The sequence below is a fragment of the Kastovskya adunca genome, from assembly GCF_059505785.1.
Window position 1 is genome coordinate 55076 of the sequence record NZ_JCACLG010000019.1, and the last position, 15144, is coordinate 70219.

General features: G+C 45.5%; 13 protein-coding genes and 2 pseudogenes. 6 read left to right on the top strand and 9 right to left on the bottom strand.

All coding sequences use genetic code 11. The annotated features are described in order from the left end of the window. Positions 1 to 143: 143 nt before the first annotated feature. A pseudogene (locus AC5JR3_RS06285) lies at positions 144 to 258 on the bottom strand (IS1/IS1595 family N-terminal zinc-binding domain-containing protein); the annotation flags it as partial. Positions 259 to 780: 522 nt separating this feature from the next. On the opposite strand from AC5JR3_RS06285, the gene AC5JR3_RS06290 reads away from it, so the two are divergent. Further along, complete coding sequence (locus AC5JR3_RS06290) at positions 781 to 1761, top strand: GGDEF domain-containing protein (protein WP_495844096.1); 981 nt, start codon at positions 781 to 783, stop codon at positions 1759 to 1761. 385 nt (positions 1762 to 2146) lie between these two features. Here AC5JR3_RS06290 and AC5JR3_RS06295 read toward each other — a convergent pair whose 3' ends face one another. Next, on the bottom strand, positions 2147 to 2605 hold the full coding sequence (locus AC5JR3_RS06295; RefSeq protein WP_495844098.1) for a DUF6335 family protein: 459 nt from the start codon (positions 2603 to 2605) through the stop codon (positions 2147 to 2149). A 525-nt stretch (positions 2606 to 3130) separates the two neighbouring features. On the opposite strand from AC5JR3_RS06295, the gene AC5JR3_RS06300 reads away from it, so the two are divergent. The 3 genes from AC5JR3_RS06300 to AC5JR3_RS06310 all read left to right on the top strand — a co-directional run bounded on the left by AC5JR3_RS06300 (position 3131) and on the right by AC5JR3_RS06310 (position 6501). After that, complete coding sequence (locus AC5JR3_RS06300; protein WP_495844100.1) at positions 3131 to 4228, top strand: iron-containing redox enzyme family protein; 1098 nt, start codon at positions 3131 to 3133, stop codon at positions 4226 to 4228. Positions 4229 to 4656: 428 nt separating this feature from the next. After that, positions 4657 to 5670, top strand: coding sequence for a hypothetical protein (locus AC5JR3_RS06305; RefSeq protein WP_495844102.1), 1014 nt, complete (start codon positions 4657 to 4659; stop codon positions 5668 to 5670). Between the two features lie 360 nt (positions 5671 to 6030). After that, positions 6031 to 6501 (top strand): DUF4383 domain-containing protein, encoded by a 471-nt coding sequence (locus tag AC5JR3_RS06310; protein WP_495844104.1) that lies wholly within the window; start codon positions 6031 to 6033, stop codon positions 6499 to 6501. Between the two features lie 21 nt (positions 6502 to 6522). Here the strand turns inward: AC5JR3_RS06310 and AC5JR3_RS06315 are convergent, their stop codons facing one another. The 3 genes from AC5JR3_RS06315 to glgX all read right to left on the bottom strand — a co-directional run bounded on the left by AC5JR3_RS06315 (position 6523) and on the right by glgX (position 9891). After that, positions 6523 to 6666, bottom strand: coding sequence for a hypothetical protein (locus AC5JR3_RS06315; RefSeq protein WP_495844106.1), 144 nt, complete (start codon positions 6664 to 6666; stop codon positions 6523 to 6525). Between the two features lie 24 nt (positions 6667 to 6690). Next, a complete protein-coding gene (locus AC5JR3_RS06320) occupies positions 6691 to 7506 on the bottom strand; it encodes an SDR family NAD(P)-dependent oxidoreductase (protein WP_495844107.1) in 816 nt (271 codons plus the stop codon). Positions 7507 to 7761: 255 nt separating this feature from the next. Beyond that, the gene (gene glgX, locus AC5JR3_RS06325; protein ID WP_495844109.1) at positions 7762 to 9891 is read right to left on the bottom strand and encodes a glycogen debranching protein GlgX; all 2130 of its coding nucleotides are present in this window, start codon (positions 9889 to 9891) and stop codon (positions 7762 to 7764) included. Between the two features lie 471 nt (positions 9892 to 10362). Here glgX and AC5JR3_RS06330 point away from each other — a divergent pair, with 471 nt between their 5' ends. After that, positions 10363 to 11562, top strand: coding sequence for a sensor histidine kinase (locus AC5JR3_RS06330; RefSeq protein WP_495844112.1), 1200 nt, complete (start codon positions 10363 to 10365; stop codon positions 11560 to 11562). 108 nt (positions 11563 to 11670) lie between these two features. Here AC5JR3_RS06330 and AC5JR3_RS06335 read toward each other — a convergent pair whose 3' ends face one another. From AC5JR3_RS06335 to AC5JR3_RS06350, 4 genes are all read right to left on the bottom strand, one after another. Continuing rightward, positions 11671 to 12084: a response regulator gene (locus AC5JR3_RS06335; protein WP_495844114.1), complete on the bottom strand. Its 414-nt coding sequence runs from the start codon at positions 12082 to 12084 to the stop codon at positions 11671 to 11673. 311 nt (positions 12085 to 12395) lie between these two features. Beyond that, positions 12396 to 12590: a hypothetical protein gene (locus AC5JR3_RS06340; protein WP_495844116.1), complete on the bottom strand. Its 195-nt coding sequence runs from the start codon at positions 12588 to 12590 to the stop codon at positions 12396 to 12398. A gap of 303 nt (positions 12591 to 12893) precedes the next feature. After that, entirely contained in the window at positions 12894 to 14189 is a 1296-nt protein-coding gene (gene cbiE, locus AC5JR3_RS06345) for a precorrin-6y C5,15-methyltransferase (decarboxylating) subunit CbiE (protein WP_495844118.1), read from the bottom strand. A 135-nt stretch (positions 14190 to 14324) separates the two neighbouring features. Beyond that, positions 14325 to 14948, bottom strand: coding sequence for a cobalt-precorrin-8X methylmutase (locus tag AC5JR3_RS06350; RefSeq protein ID WP_495844120.1), 624 nt, complete (start codon positions 14946 to 14948; stop codon positions 14325 to 14327). A gap of 10 nt (positions 14949 to 14958) precedes the next feature. Between AC5JR3_RS06350 and AC5JR3_RS06355 the strand changes: the two are divergent. Further along, positions 14959 to 15144, top strand: a pseudogene (locus tag AC5JR3_RS06355) (hypothetical protein); the annotation flags it as partial.

Here is a 15144-nt window from a genome sequence, read left to right on the forward strand (position 1 = left end):
AAAAATGTGATTTTAATTAAATAAAATAAAAGTGGGCAGAATAATCGATTGTAACTTAGAAATAAAAATGCCAATATTTTATTTTTATCTAAAATTGTTTAAAGATTCTAGAAACTATACTGCCCATAATTCAATCTACAACTTTGATTGCAAGAATCAATAAACTGACGTTTGCAGTCAACACAAATGTAAGGCGTGTTTACCCCTTTGTCTGCCATTCTTACGAAAGTGAGTTGATGCACATCTTGGACATTTTATAGTCAGGGCTTTCATCCCTATTTCCATTCTGCAACACCATTTTGTCAGAGGGTCGAAAGATAATGGTACTAACTGACACGTTGTTTCGTTTTTAGAAAAAGCAACATTCGCTAAACCCTACAAGCCTGTTGGCGCTCGTGTATCAAGTCTGGCTCATCCTTGTCTGCCTTGCTGTCACTCCATCCCTACCAGAATCTGCCATCCAAGTCTAACCAAGTAAGCACGAATTCTTGCCAGATTTTTTGCTACTCTCTAGAGTCGTCAACATAGATGAACTAGATGCACCAAAAAATCTGAGTAGATTTTGAAAGTTTATAAATCTGGGGAGCAGACACTTGAGATGTGAAGATTTCGCAAATTTCGCTGCTATTTGTAAGGATTGTTGCCTTTTATGACTGTAGAAACCTCAAACTGTTACAGGATCTTTGGTATCCTTCGCAACACTTGTCTCTTCAAGGATGCGGGTTTTTATATTGTCTTGTCAGGGTCAACGCCTTGAATCTATAAGGCTACTTAACGCACATGAATGTTTTGGTAACAGTAGTTGGAGGTAAGGGCTTTTTGGCAAGATTTGTTCCACGAGTCAGCCAACTAGTCGCGGCTAAAGTACAGGGATGCTTACTCGCTGATGCCATTGTGCAGATTCAAACCCAGCTACCTAATCTGATCATCGTGCAGGCAAGTCAAGCAGATAGTCTCAAACTCTGTCGTCAGATCAAGGAACAGAACAGCCTAGAAGGGATTTACTGCCTTGTAGTCGATGATCGTATTCAATGCAGCCCGGAAATACCGTTAGAGCAAATTCAGGAATTGTTGGCAACAGCCGACGCCTTAGAAAATGGTGCAGATGCGTACTTGCGGCTGGTTTCAAAGCCAGAAAGTGATACAACACTAATTCAAGCAGAAGACCGACTGCTAACGGCACAAATTCAACTGGGGATGAGAGGGGTGCAAATGCACCGGGAACTGCAACACATGAACGATTTGCTCTCAACAATGGCACTGGCAGATCCGCTGACAGAACTGAGTAATCGTCGGGCGCTAGAGTGGGAATTACCCCGGCAGATTCAGAATGCTCGCTCCCAGGAAACCTCTTTGGGTTTGATTATTTTGGACGTAGACTTTTTTAAGGTAGTTAATGACACCTACGGACATCAAATTGGCGATCGCATCCTGCAACTTCTAGCGGCGCGTCTCCGACATCACCTGCGGCTGCAAGACACTCTATTCCGTTATGGGGGTGAAGAATTTGTGATCATTCTCACTCAAACCACCTTTCAAGAAGCTAATTTAGTGGCGGGACGCCTGCGTAAGCTGGTTGGGGAGCAAGACTTCACCATCAACGAAACCACCGCCCTTAACATCACAATCAGCATAGGAATTTCGTCGTTAAGAGCAGCAGACGACCCCAAAGGAGAAAGCCTGATCAACCGTGCCGACCAAAACCTGCTGCGTGCCAAATCTGCGGGTCGCAATCGCGTGGTTGCAGAAGAGAGTAGTTAGGCAGTAGAGCTACTGCTAAGTTGCCAAAGTTGCCGAGAACTACTACCAAACGAAAACTTATGCTTCGTACTTCGCTAAAGTAATTATTAACTGATCAACGGGTTGAAGAAATCAGCTTTTCGACTGCACGCGGAATCTGTATTGATAAAATCTATTTTTAAGTTTGACTCTGTTTACCATAAGAGCAAGAAGGACTCGCTATAAACCTCCTTCCTTTGGCACAAACAAGGTTTAGCCTCAATTTTTTTCAATGAAGCTAAACATCAAACTCTCCGCTAATAGTTCTCTACTGAAACCTATAGAGACGTTACTGGCAACGTCTCTACAACTGCTTTTTTTCCTGATTAAGTCATCTCGTGATGCTTTGTTGCGGGTAGAGAAGAGATTACTCCCGACGATCTTCATAATCAGTAGAAGACTTAGGGTCTAACTCCCAGCGAGCCGAGTCTCGCTTCTCCAACATCTCATTTGTCCAAAGAAATGACCTGTCGTCCATTTCTATACCCACTGCCTTTCCCAGCTCATCCACAACATCTTGGTCTGGTGTGGGGGCAGTTCCCCCAACTGCTTCTTCTGCCGCGCCTTCTGCCTGAGACCAAGCCGCATCAACATCACCTCCAGATAACTCTGGACTAACGGCGTTGTATTGATTCATGGAGTCCTGCATGGAGCGTCCGCCTACGTTGAGTCCAGGCTGTGGCTGAACGCCAGTCCCGTAGGATTCGGTAATTTCTTCGGGTAGATCTGAAACAATCGGTTCGCCAGTATCTTCTACGGGGATATCCGAAATGATGGGTTCGTCGGTTGTTTTGGCGATGTTTGCTTTGTCAGCGCTATTAGTCATAATGCCTATTAATCCTCTGAATGCTTCTGTATTTAAGACTTACGCACGGAAAGCTTCAGAATTTTAGGAAATTTTTAGCTATAAAAGCTCCTTTAAACCCCAAAGAACAATGATTTTGACTTATCTTTCTTCCTGTTCATGGGGACGATGCGTTCGTCCTACTTAATGCAACATAGCTAAAAATAAGATTGAGCAGAATCCTCAAATAGGCTGAAAATCTTGTCATTTGATTTACATAGAGGTAAAGAAGTGGCAATTTCTCAAATTAGCGATCGCCTGATTCTCCAACTCTTCAGTAAAAAGTCCTGGTTCTGACGTGAACCCAAACATAAAGGAGTAGGAGTGACAGGTTTATATACACCTCCAGAGAGAAGAGTAAACACCATTTCCTAATTAAGCTGGGAAGCGGATTTGTATCAGCCCTCAAGTAGCGATCGCCAAATTTTTAAGTTGTACGAGAATTAATAAACTTACATGCAGAGTAATGCCACTACATCCCAAAAGTTGCCCGTTGGGTTGAAATCTATGCCCATAAATGACCTAAAATCTACAACCTATGATGATGCTGAACAACAATTTATCGCCCTAATCGAACTAGAAAATTTAGACAAAAAAATTGAGTCACAACCTTCCCTAATTAGTAACGTCGAAAAGGCGATCGCTACCGCTATATCCGCTGCCTACGAGCAAGAGAGCGCCTCAGATGCAGCTCATCGCTTTCTGCAACGCGTGCTTTATCGAATCAATCGTCTGAAGCTATTTTGGTATGACGATTTGCAGAATTATACTAACGAGCGCTCTTCTTACCTGCGCTCCTGTCGCGATCGCATTGAGGAAGCTTGGCAGCAGTGGGAGCTGGCACAACTGGATGTTGACTCGCTGCAAAATCTGGATGTTGCTCAGACACTGACCGACTGGGTAGAAGCTGACGTTGATCCCCCGATATCAGAAAATGGTCGTTTCTTTCGAGACGAGATAACTGAGGCAGGTTACCGTCGGCTGCTGGCGATCGGCTCCCTTGATGGATTGGTTGAGGCAAGCCAGCTATCCCGCACCCTAGGTGGTGTTGCCAATGAAGTGCAATCAACGCTGACGCGGCTGCTGCTGGAAGAGTACGGCGGCGGTCGTCTTGCCCGTAAGCACTCCACCTTTTTTACGCAGATGCTTGACGCCCTCGGTATGGAAACTGAACCAGAGGCTTACTTAGACTTGGTGCCGTGGGAAGTGCTTGCCACCATCAACTATAGTTTTCTGCTGACCGAGCGTAAGCGCTACTTCCTACGCTATATGGGCGGAACCCTGTATTTCGAGGTGACGGTTCCGGCAGGGTTCAGACCCTATCGAGCTGCCGCTGAACGGCTGGAACTCCCTCCAGGGGCAACAAGCTATTGGGATCTGCATATTAAAGTAGATGCCCTGCATGGGCGCTGGATGTTGGAAGATGTCGCTCTACCCTTAGTAGAACAGTATCCGGCTGATGCATGGGAACTCCTGTTGGGCTACGACCATCAACGACGCATGAGCGATCGCGCTAGTAATGCGGTAGTACGAGCAGCACGTCAGGCTGAACAAGAAACGATCGCCTCCCACGCCAACAGAGTAGCAACCCCCGCCTCTTCCTAGCTCTTTTCCAACTAGAGAACGGAGACTAAAACCTTTAGGGGCATGGCACTGCCATGCCCTTAATTACGCAGAAGTGTCAGCTTCCCGACTTCTCTAAACTGATTAGTTTCAGTACTAAATCTCATTTTTCAACTATTAACACATAGTTGCTTAACTTAGCTTGTATATTTGGATAGAAGATCAGCTTCTACCCCAGAGAGAGGGTATATAAAACACCAAACGTTAGCTTATTGTTAAGCACAAAAAATAACTCTAGTAGCTCTAGAACGGATGCATTCTTTTTTTTAGTTTATTCCTAACAAAAACACTGTTGCTCAAACTTTTACCATTCGTTACATACCCGTAAGAGTCTAAGTTTATTGCATCCCTAGATTTGGCTTTTCAGAAGAAACTTTGTGTGATTTCAAAAATTGAAAAGCTTGATCGCCATGTCTAAAAACATATCTGCTAATCAAACCTGTAATCTCATTAAGAATAGCCAATTTGTAGAGCTTTCTCTGCTCATATCCAAGCTTAGAAGCGGTATTTGGCTGTTTGGTATTCCTTCTTGGCTGTTTGGGATCGCTGATAGAAGTGTTGCTTTATTTTCTGATGGGTATATATCCCCCATAGAAGTTTTACACCTATTTACAGCTTCTTTCTTCTTTATGGGCTGGCTGTCTTTGAAGCCAGAGACAGAGACAAGCTTGGATAGCAGTGAGGTAGGAGCGCTTCAAAGCTACCAATACGATTCTCCTCTGCGCCAGCATGAAGTTTATCTATCCCAAGCTCAAGCTAGGATGTTGGAGCTGAAAAAGCAACATCTAATTAGTCAAGAATATATTTTGCCTGTCCCCTATATCTGTCAGATTTATCATTTACTGAACTTAAAGCATTTGGAGACAGTTCATAACTTTAGTCTCAATAACCTGAAGGTTATTAAAGTAAGCCAGTTACAACCTACTACTATCGGCGGAAAAGTTAAGTTTCAAACAGTTTTAGTTTCTCCCTTCAATGCTCTAAGGATCTGGCGACAACCGATAGTGGAAGTAGAGCTAATATTGCATACTCCCTACACGGTTGAGCTGAGAATTCCGGTTTACAACAACAAGAAAATAATTGTCATCTTTAACGCCCTCCCTCTAAACAACAACGAGCATCGGTTCCTAGTCGATATTTACAGCAACCTAGAGTGGCCAAAACCCATGCTGCAAGGGATTTTGCATTTTGCTGCTTGTTTAACACTCTTTGAAGATTTGCCTTATCTTCATCAACTAGCCCAAAGAAACATACAGCGCTTATTCAACTCAGGTAAAGGTTCAAATCAAGAAACAATGTGGCTGTTTAGAAGATTTGTTGACCTGTATGGTGCTAGTTTAGAAGGCTCTCAACAAGTTAGAGCTATTGAAGCGGAGGAGATTGACGAGTCGGTGCTGTCATCTTCCGCGATCGCTAACAATTAAGACGATAGATGCTAGCGTCTCAGATCCCTGACTTTTTATGGAAGTTGGGGATCTCGTCTTCACGACAAAGATGGTTTCTTCTATACAAAGCATCTCAAACAAAGTTAAATATTTATTTTTTCAGCTATCCCTAACAAAAGTAATATTGCTGACATTCAACGTATAGATTGACACATTGTTCTATCAAAATCAGCCCTTACTTTAGATAGAAGGAGTTTTTGTAAATATAAGTTTAATTAAATTAAGAGTTGTAACACCTTGCACTCAGTTGCTTCTTCACGGAAGTTAGCTGAAACGATATTTTTGCAAGGCGATCGCATCATCGAGATTGAAACTTAGACAAAAGAGGTAATAAATACCATGACCACAGGTACTATGAGACCACAAAGCATGGGAGAGCGTTACTGCGCTCTCTTCCTTGGAGCTTTATTTTTAATAGTAGGTATAGCTGGATTTGTACCCGCTTTGATGTCACTACCTGGAACGGCTGCAGCTAATATCCCGGCTGATGTAGCTGACCCTTATGCTGCGGGTTATGGCTATTTGTTTGGCTTATTTCCCACCAATCTTGTGCATAATCTTGTTCACCTGATTGTTGGGCTGTTGGGGATTGCTTCTTACAGCACATTGAGAGCTTCTCGCTTATACAATCGCTGTTTTGCGATCGCCTATGCCTTAATCGCTACCATGGGTTTTCTGCCCGTCGCTAAGACAACCTTCGGTTTAATGCCGATCTTTGGTAACAATATTTGGCTCAACGCTTCAACAGCCGTCGCCGCTGCTTACTTTGGGTTTGTTATACCATCACAAGCAGAGTCACAGATAAGCTAATCGCTTAGAGCTTAAGAGGAATTACCCTGCTGCGGGATGAGTGATGCTCATTCCCGTAGCAGTAAAAATTTTAAACTGGGAAAGTACAAGTTTTGTCCCCATGATGGGGACGTTGGTTTCAGACTGAAACATCGCGGCAAAAATAAAGCCCTTAAGTTTTCCCAAAGTAAAACAATAGGGTTAGCGGCTTCAGCTCTCTTTCGTCCCTAAAGTTTTTCGGAATACCCACTGCATAAAACCAGGAAACAGCCGATAAGAGACGTTTGAGAGATTCGCCGCGCCAACCACTACTTCAGCTCGTTGATGCTTCACCGCATCCCAGATTGCCTCAGCTACATCATCAGGCTTCTCGATAACGGGAACACTCAGCCCTTTTTTCATCAAGTCCTCACGCGATTGAGCATCCTGTTGATCTTTGCCGCGAAAGATTGCCCGTTCCATGAGACTGGTTCTGATGAAATTTGGATAAACTCCACAAACCTGAACGCCTTTGGGTTCCAGTTCCGCGTGTAACGATTCGGTCAACCCAGTGACAGCGTACTTACTAGTCGTGTAGGGTATTTGGTAAGAAATCGGCACCTTGCCCGCAATCGAACTGACATTAACAATAGTTCCTGCACCGCGTTCTAGGAAATGGGGCAATAGCGCATAAATGGTATGGATGTATCCCCATAAATTAGTGTCTATGCAGGTGTGCCAATCACTAAGGGTGAAGTCTTCTACCGAACCTAAGACATAAATCCCGGCATTGTTGATTAGTACGTCAATAGAACCGTAGTAGTCTAGAGCTTTTTGGATGAGTACCTGTACTTGTTCAGCATCTTGAACATCCGTAGAAACGGCTATGACGTCCCGACCAAGCGCTCTGATCTCTGAGGCGACAGCTTCTAAGCGATCGCTCTGACGAGCAGCAAGGACAAGGTCGTAGCCATTACGGGCAAATAAAAGCGCGGTGGCTTTGCCGATGCCTTGAGAAGCGCCTGTAATCAATGCTGTTTGAGCCATAAAATTGACTAAAAATGGAGTTTTTACTTATTTATTTTGGTCAATAGAAGCAGGTAAATCCTCTAACTTTTTCTATAAATTGAATGGCACCAACTAAATCATTAATTCTGAGGATTCAAAAAATCTATAGAGATGTTGCCTACAACGTCTCTATAGATCCATCTACACTATTGCCATAGACAGCGAGAAGCCGGGATCTCAGGGCAATTGCTTGCCTTCCCGGCTCTCCAGTCATTCAAGTAATCAGATCAGGATTTATTCTAGGCGGCGTAGTAGCACTAGCGATCGCTCTGTCACAGGTACAGCTTGAGTATCTGTGAAAACTTGCTCCCCCTCCAGGAAGCGAGGCTCTTTGGTGTCAATCACAACTGCCCACTGGTTATCCCGCAGCCCCTCCGGTAGAGTAAATTCAACTGTTTCATAGTGAGCGTTAAAGAATAGGAGAAAATCATCATCAATGATACGCTCCCCATGGGGGCCAACAGCGGTAATCTCTTTTCCGTTCAAGAAAACCGCAAGCGTCTTGGCAAAACCAACCTGCCACTGTTCTTCCGTCATCTCACCGCCATCAGCATTGAACCAGCCGATATCGCTGACACCCGAACCGTGGATGGCGCGACCTTGAAACCACTTGCGCCGTCGAAATACCGGATGCTGACGGCGGAAGTAGATTAGCTCACTGCTAAACTTCAGCAGATCCGAATTTCCCTCTGGTAAGTTCCAATCGAACCAAGAGAGTTCATTATCCTGGCAGTAGGTATTATTGTTACCATACTGACTCCGCCCCATCTCATCACCCCCCAGCAGCATCGGGATGCCCTGAGAAAGCATCAGAGTCGCGAGGAAGTTCCGCCGCTGCTTCTCCCGCAACAGCAACACTTCTAGATCATCCGTTTCCCCTTCGACTCCACAATTCCAACTTCGGTTGTGGCTTTCCCCATCTTGGCTATTTTCCCCATTCGCCTCATTGTGCTTCTCGTTGTAGCTAACGAGGTCATTCAAAGTGAAGCCATCGTGGGCGGTGAGGAAGTTGATACTGGCATTCGGTCTACGCCCATTCACCTCATAGAGGTCAGAGCTACCTGTGAAACAGTAAGCAAACTGCCCCAGACCACTTTCCTCGCCGCGCCAAAAGTCCCGCACAGTATCGCGGTACCTGCCATTCCACTCTGACCAGAGAACGGGGAAGTTTCCGACCTGATAGCCACCTTCTCCCACGTCCCAAGGTTCGGCAATGAGCTTCACATCTGCCAGCACTGGGTCTTGGTGAATGATGTCAAAGAAAGCGGAAAGACTATCCACCGCAAAGAGTTCTCGCGCTAGGGCTGAGGCAAGATCGAAGCGGAAGCCATCGACATGCATCTCTGTGACCCAGTAGCGCAGGCTATCCATGATTAACTTCAGGACTTGAGCTTGGCGCACGTTTAGAGAATTACCGCAGCCGGTAAAGTCCATGTAGTAACGCGGATCGTCTTCCATAACGCGGTAGTAAATGGCGTTGTCGATACCGCGCAGCGAAAGGGTTGGGCCTAAATGATTGCCTTCTCCCGTATGGTTGTAGACGACATCCAGAATCACCTCGATCCCAGCAAAGTGCAACGCCTTGACCATCTCCTTGAACTCCGCCACCTGCCCTCCTGGGGTTTTGTCGGCGCTGTAGTCGGAGTGGGGGGCCAAGTAGTTGATGGAATCATAGCCCCAGTAATTGCTGAGTCCCTTATCAACGAGGTGTCCGGGACGGGAGAGGAAGTGATGCACCGGAAGCAGCTCAACGGCGGTGATACCGATAGACTGGAGATGAGCGATCGCGGCGGGATGCCCAAGTCCGGCATAGGTACCGCGCAATTCTTCCGGGATCTCCGGGTGCAGCTTGGTAAAGCCCTTGACATGGGTTTCATAAATCACCGTTTCGTGCCACGGCGTCATCAGCGGCTGATCGTCCCCCCAATCAAAGGACTGATCGACGACAACCGACTTGGGGATCAGATGGGCGTCATCCAAGTCAGAGAAGGATAGGTCTTCTTCGGAAGCATCCCAAGAGTAGCCAAAGATTTCTGGCCCATTGCCAATCTCGCCATCAATCGCCTTGGCATAGGGGTCAATCAGCAGTTTGTTGGGATTAAAGCGATGACCTGACTCCGGCGCATAGGGCCCATGCACTCGAAAGCCGTAGCGTTGACCCGGTGCCACCCCCGGCACATAGCCATGCCAAACGAAGTTACTTACCTCCGTCAGGGGTAGGCGTGTCTCCTCATCGTCTTTATCAAACAAACAAAGTTCTACACCTGTTGCATTTTCACTGAACAAAGCAAAGTTTGTCCCTTTGCCATCCCACTTCGCCCCTAGGGGATACACCTTACCTGGCCAGAGTGTTGCTATATACATAAAGTAAATGACTAGGAATTTTAAAGGAAAAGACTCGTCTTCTTTGAGGCAGCAACATCAGCCCAGGCTTAGTATTGCCGCTTAATCTTTAGCCATTTTTAGGAAAATTACCATGGATTTATTGCCAATTGGTATATCCTAAGAATTAGATTAACTGTTACGCTTTCCCCTAGCTTCTACCGCAAGGAATGGAGTTGGTGTTAAGCCCGAATGTGAGCATGGATACAAGGTCTCTTGGTTCACATTTAGGGGATTGGGGTTGATGCAGAAAACCCACCTGATACTCCACCTATTAATAAAGGCTTAGTCTCTACCAATCCCCACGGCGAGGCTGACAACCACTACCAGTAATGCGGGATTGATTGGCTGGGTTGGGCAAATTCAGCTGAAACCCTGCTTATAGCGATCGCTCCCCTAAAATGATGTCAAAAGGGTTTTCCGACCGACTTCTCCCCCCGATTGCCATAAAGAATGGATTTTAGTCAATTACTTGTTGAAAAAATAGACGCGATCGTCAAAAACTGGATTGAAGCAGTTCGCTTGGATAAGCAGATTTCCAGCGCTGACGATTTACCAGTCTCAGCTATACGAAATCACATTCCCAATGTTCTCAAGGCGATGGCAACCGCGCTTTCTCAGTCGCAAAAGAGCGATATTCAGTCTATTGTTGACAATAGTTGGAATCATGGTGTTCTGCGGGCGGAACAAGGTTTTGCTCCCACAGAAATTGCGCGAGAGTATCGCTTACTACGTCGGGTAATCTATTCTTCTTTAGAAGCCGACCTACTACAGGCTACGGTTCCGGAAGTAATACGAGTTTATAATCTGGTTGACGCCGTAATCGACGAAGCCATTGCCCAGTGCTTCAAAAGTTATGTAGAGGAGCGATTGCGGGAGTATGAGCAGCTACAAAGTCAAGTAGAGCTAAATAATCAGGAACTAACTCGCTTAGCAAAAGCTAATCAAGACAATCTCTCTCAACTAGCCCACGAACTGAAAAACCCTCTGAACTCAATTATTGGCTATTCGGAACTATTTTTGCGGTCTACACGCAAGAACGTTGAGCCTCAAAATAACGTTCCTCATTTGGAACACATTGAGCGAGTGCTACGCAATGGTAGACAGTTACTTCGGCTGATCAACGATGCACTAGAAATTTCCCGGTATTCGGCAGGGAAGATAGAGTTGCACCTAGAACCGACAGATGTGTGCTCTTTAATCAATGATGTGGTGGATATGTTGAAGCCTTTAGCTGATGCCAAAGAGCTAGAACTGGTGGTTGATTGCGATCGCGCTCCCGAAAAAGTTCTGACAGATCCTTTACGATTACAGCAAATTGTCACAAATCTCCTCAGCAATGCAATTCGCTACACAAAGTCGGGAAGCGTCCAATTAACCTGCCAGATGTCATCTGATAACCACTGGTCTACTATGATTAGTGACACGGGAGTGGGGATTGCGCCAGAAAATCAACCGCGTGTCTTTGACCCCTTCTTTCAAGTTAGCAATAGCGGCATTCGCTTAGCCGATAGTACTGGCTTAGGGTTAGCAATTGTCTCGCAGCTAGTAAAACTCATGCAAGGCGAAATAAAGCTGGTATCCCAGGTTGGAGTTGGCTCCACCTTCACTGTCATCTTGCCGTTAGAAGTCAAAATTGAATCAATTACTTAACTTTTGGTATTAAGTTATTTCGCCTCCAAGTAAGTAGGCAAGAATAAATCCAGCTCTTTCAATCGATAGGATTTTCTTAAAGTGTTTCGTATTCAGAGGTAAAGCTTATTACTGAGGGGAACCCATAATCTCCTTCAATCGCAAAGATGCTTTCACTCTTGCTATTAACTCATCATAATCAATGGGTTTACGGAGAAAGTCATTAGCTCCTAATTCTAAGCCCTGGGGTATATTGGCATTGATATAAGCTGTGATTAGAAGAATCGGAACAAAAGGAAGCTCTTTATTTTGCCGAACCCGTCGAGTGACTTCATAGCCATCCATTTTTGGCATCATGGCATCCATCAAGATCAAATCCGGTGGCGAAGCTTCTATTTTGGCTAACGCTGATTTGCCATTTGTAGCCGTATCAACTTCATACCCTTCTTCGGTCAAAACTGTCTCTAGAAGAAACACATTATCTTCTATATCATCTACAACCAGAATGCGTTTAGCTTGATGTTTAGCTTGAAAAGGCACCATAAAACAAAGCCCCGCTTTAAGCAAAAATGCTTAGAAGAGTTTTTAAATTTCGCAATCTTATACTTATATAATCGCTGTTTTTTTACTTAATTACCTTCTGTCTTAAGGAGAGTCTCCGCTTACCTCAGTTAAAGCGGAGCTACCCTCCACCTTGAGGAGTCGTTACTTGATGTAAAAATCCATCGCCTACTGACTTACAGAAAATGACAGTGCCTTTATACGTTTTGACAAATCAAAGACACTGCCATGAAGTTTGATTAGGTTGAGCTGATCTCTAAACTCAGTCACATGCCATTACTAAATAAGTAGCATTAAGAGAAAAACCCATAATAGTAAAGGCTAGCAACAGTGAGAATCAGCAGAACTCCCACTGAAATACTGATTGTCAGTTGCAGAGGAATGCTCTTTTTAGGATTTAGACCATCTTGACCGTGGTCTATAACACTCGAAATATCATCGTTAGCCCCAGGTTCGTAACTTTTTTTTCCGCTGTTCATATCATTCATAGTTATTTTCAGTTATCTCTAAAATTACTTCTGCTGCTAAAAAATTCATCTAACTTTCGACGGAGCTAAAAAAGGTTATAAAAGACCTGATAACAATAAAAATATTTTATTCCAAGACTAATTACCATTTTGGTGCTGTAGTAGCAGAAGTGATATTCTCTAACCTTTATTTTGCTAAGGCTTTTTATCTCCTCATGCAGCTTGTAAGGGCTTTGGCAGACTTGATAAAATTAAACCAACTGTCCCCCAGTTTCACATCTCCTTCTCAGTCAATGATTTGTACTATTTCAGTGATTAAGATGGCTAGTTTTTAATCCTTGAAGATTGCCGTAAAGAGTCGGGAGGAGTTGCGGTAACAATGGTGACTGGATTTAGGGGAGAAAAGCGGGTGAGGGAACTAATCGGGACGGAACGTGCAAGCTGCACTTGCAAGAGATGATAGTTCCAGGCATGAATGTTGAACCAATGGCAAGCGGTGTGGAAATGTTCGATGGTGGCTAAGGTGAGGACAACGCTGCCATTGGGTGCAAGCTGGGCTTCGCAGGTATCAAGAATTTGAGCTAAGTTGCCACCACTCCCGCCGATAAAAATGCGGTTTGGGGATGGGAGATGGTGCAGAATGTCGGGGCAAAACCCGTGAATTGAGGTAACGTTGTGGACTTGTAAGCGTTGGCAGTTTTTTTCAATTAAGGCTGAACCGATCGCTGTTTTTTCAATCGCGTATACCCCAGAGGTAGGACACAAGCGGGCAATTTCAATAGATACGGAACCTGTCCCTGCACCGATATCCCAAACGATTTGCCCGGGTTGGAGGGCGAGTTCTCCTAGTACCATCAGACGGATTTCGCGTTTGGTCATTAAGCCGGGGCGATCGCTAAAACTAATGAAGGCGCTATCGGGTAATCCAAATAGCGGTAGGGCGTCCAGATTGAGGGGCTGTTCGCTTTCCGGCTGACGCCGGAGGACAACGACGTTTAGGGGTGCAAAAGTTTGGTTGGCGATCGCTTCTAATTCCCCACATTGCACCTGCTCATCAATCCCGCCTAAGTTTTCACAAACCCAGCACTGGTAAGCACTAGGTAAACCAAGGGCAAGGATGAGACGAGCGATCGCCTTGGGGGTATTTGTCCCATCGGTAAGGACAGCAATTTTCTCAACCCCTTGTTGCAACGCCGCTGTCAGCTCATCCATTGAGCGTCCGTGAGCGCTAATTATCTGGGCATCTTGCCAAGGTAGTTTGATGTGATTGAAAGCCAGTTGAACGGAACTCAGATGGGGATGAAAGATCAGTCGTTCTTCTGGGAGTTCGGCTAGGAGTAGGCGTCCTAAGCCAAAGAATAAGGGATCACCGCTAACGAGGACGACAATGCGATCGCCACTGTCTGCTAAACGGCGATGAATTTCTGCGATCGCGCTAGTAAAATCTCCCAGTACTAGGCGTTGTGCGGGATGGTTGGGGAAGTAGCTGAGGTGGCGATCGCTTCCTACTAGGAGAGTGGCATACTCCACTATTGAACGCACCGCACTGGTGAGTCCGGCTGCACCATCTAAACCAATACCTACAACATGAATGAGTGTTAGTTGAGGAGAGTTAACCACTATCTGTAGGCGCAAGCCTTACCGCAGGTCACGCAGATAAACATAAATTTATTTTTAATATAGGTAACATTTTGTAGAAGCGTTGGCACCGGAGCGAGGCGTAGACGACCCTACTGTGTCCCCCTGGTTATCTCACTATGCTTTATGTTGGCGGCGTCCCCACGCCAGCACAAGCAACGCATTCAGGATTGCAGCAGCAGCGGGGGAACCCCCTTTACGACCTTCAACGCGGATTTGCGGCACGGGGGTTTGTGCCAGAGTAGCTTTAGATTCCAGAACCGAGATAAAACCCACGGGTGCGCCAATAACTAACGCGGGTTGGATGGGGGAAGTAGATAACTGATTGCAAAGAGCAATTAAGGCAGTGGGAGCATTACCGATGACGTAAACCGCCTGAGGAAATTCCTCAAAACATTGCATTAAGCCAGTCTCAGTGCGAGTTTTTCCCGGAAGAGCAACAGCCGCCCGTTCCACCGCCGTCACTAGGGGATTATCAAAAGTTTTGGCAACCATCCCAGCGACTCCCTGTTTCACCATACCAACATCAGTAACGATGGGTACTTGGGCTTGGAGAGCCGCGATCGCTTTTTCAATTGCCCCCGGACTAAACCGCAACAACTGCGCGAACTCAAAGTCAGCCGTGCTGTGAATTGTTCGCCGGACAATGGCGTACTCAGCCGGACTGAAGTTGTGTTCCCCGATCTCGCGGTCGATGACGGCGAAACTCTGCTCAAGAATTGGATGATTGAGAGAGGTCATAAATAGAAGTATGAATGATCAAATTAGGTTAACTGATAGACAATCGGTGATTGGAGATTCGGTACTTTTACTCACTGAGTCTCGGCATCAACAATTAGGAAATCATTTCCCCTCTACTAGCTGTTCAATTCACCCTTCATACTTCACCCTTCATACTTCACCCTTCACCCTTCACCCTTCACCCTTCACCCTTCAC

Bases quoted from the DNA above. Each gene is read 5' to 3' on its own strand.
- AC5JR3_RS06290 (WP_495844096.1), top strand. From the start codon at position 781: ATGAATGTTTTGGTAACAGTAGTTGGAGGTAAGGGCTTTTTGGCAAGA.
- AC5JR3_RS06295 (WP_495844098.1), bottom strand. From the start codon at position 2,605: ATGACTAATAGCGCTGACAAAGCAAACATCGCCAAAACAACCGACGAA.
- AC5JR3_RS06300 (WP_495844100.1), top strand. From the start codon at position 3,131: ATGCCCATAAATGACCTAAAATCTACAACCTATGATGATGCTGAACAA.
- AC5JR3_RS06305 (WP_495844102.1), top strand. From the start codon at position 4,657: ATGTCTAAAAACATATCTGCTAATCAAACCTGTAATCTCATTAAGAAT.
- AC5JR3_RS06310 (WP_495844104.1), top strand. From the start codon at position 6,031: ATGACCACAGGTACTATGAGACCACAAAGCATGGGAGAGCGTTACTGC.
- AC5JR3_RS06320 (WP_495844107.1), bottom strand. From the start codon at position 7,506: ATGGCTCAAACAGCATTGATTACAGGCGCTTCTCAAGGCATCGGCAAA.
- glgX (WP_495844109.1), bottom strand. From the start codon at position 9,891: ATGTATATAGCAACACTCTGGCCAGGTAAGGTGTATCCCCTAGGGGCG.
- AC5JR3_RS06330 (WP_495844112.1), top strand. From the start codon at position 10,363: ATGGATTTTAGTCAATTACTTGTTGAAAAAATAGACGCGATCGTCAAA.
- AC5JR3_RS06335 (WP_495844114.1), bottom strand. From the start codon at position 12,084: ATGGTGCCTTTTCAAGCTAAACATCAAGCTAAACGCATTCTGGTTGTA.
- AC5JR3_RS06340 (WP_495844116.1), bottom strand. From the start codon at position 12,590: ATGAATGATATGAACAGCGGAAAAAAAAGTTACGAACCTGGGGCTAAC.
- AC5JR3_RS06350 (WP_495844120.1), bottom strand. From the start codon at position 14,948: ATGACCTCTCTCAATCATCCAATTCTTGAGCAGAGTTTCGCCGTCATC.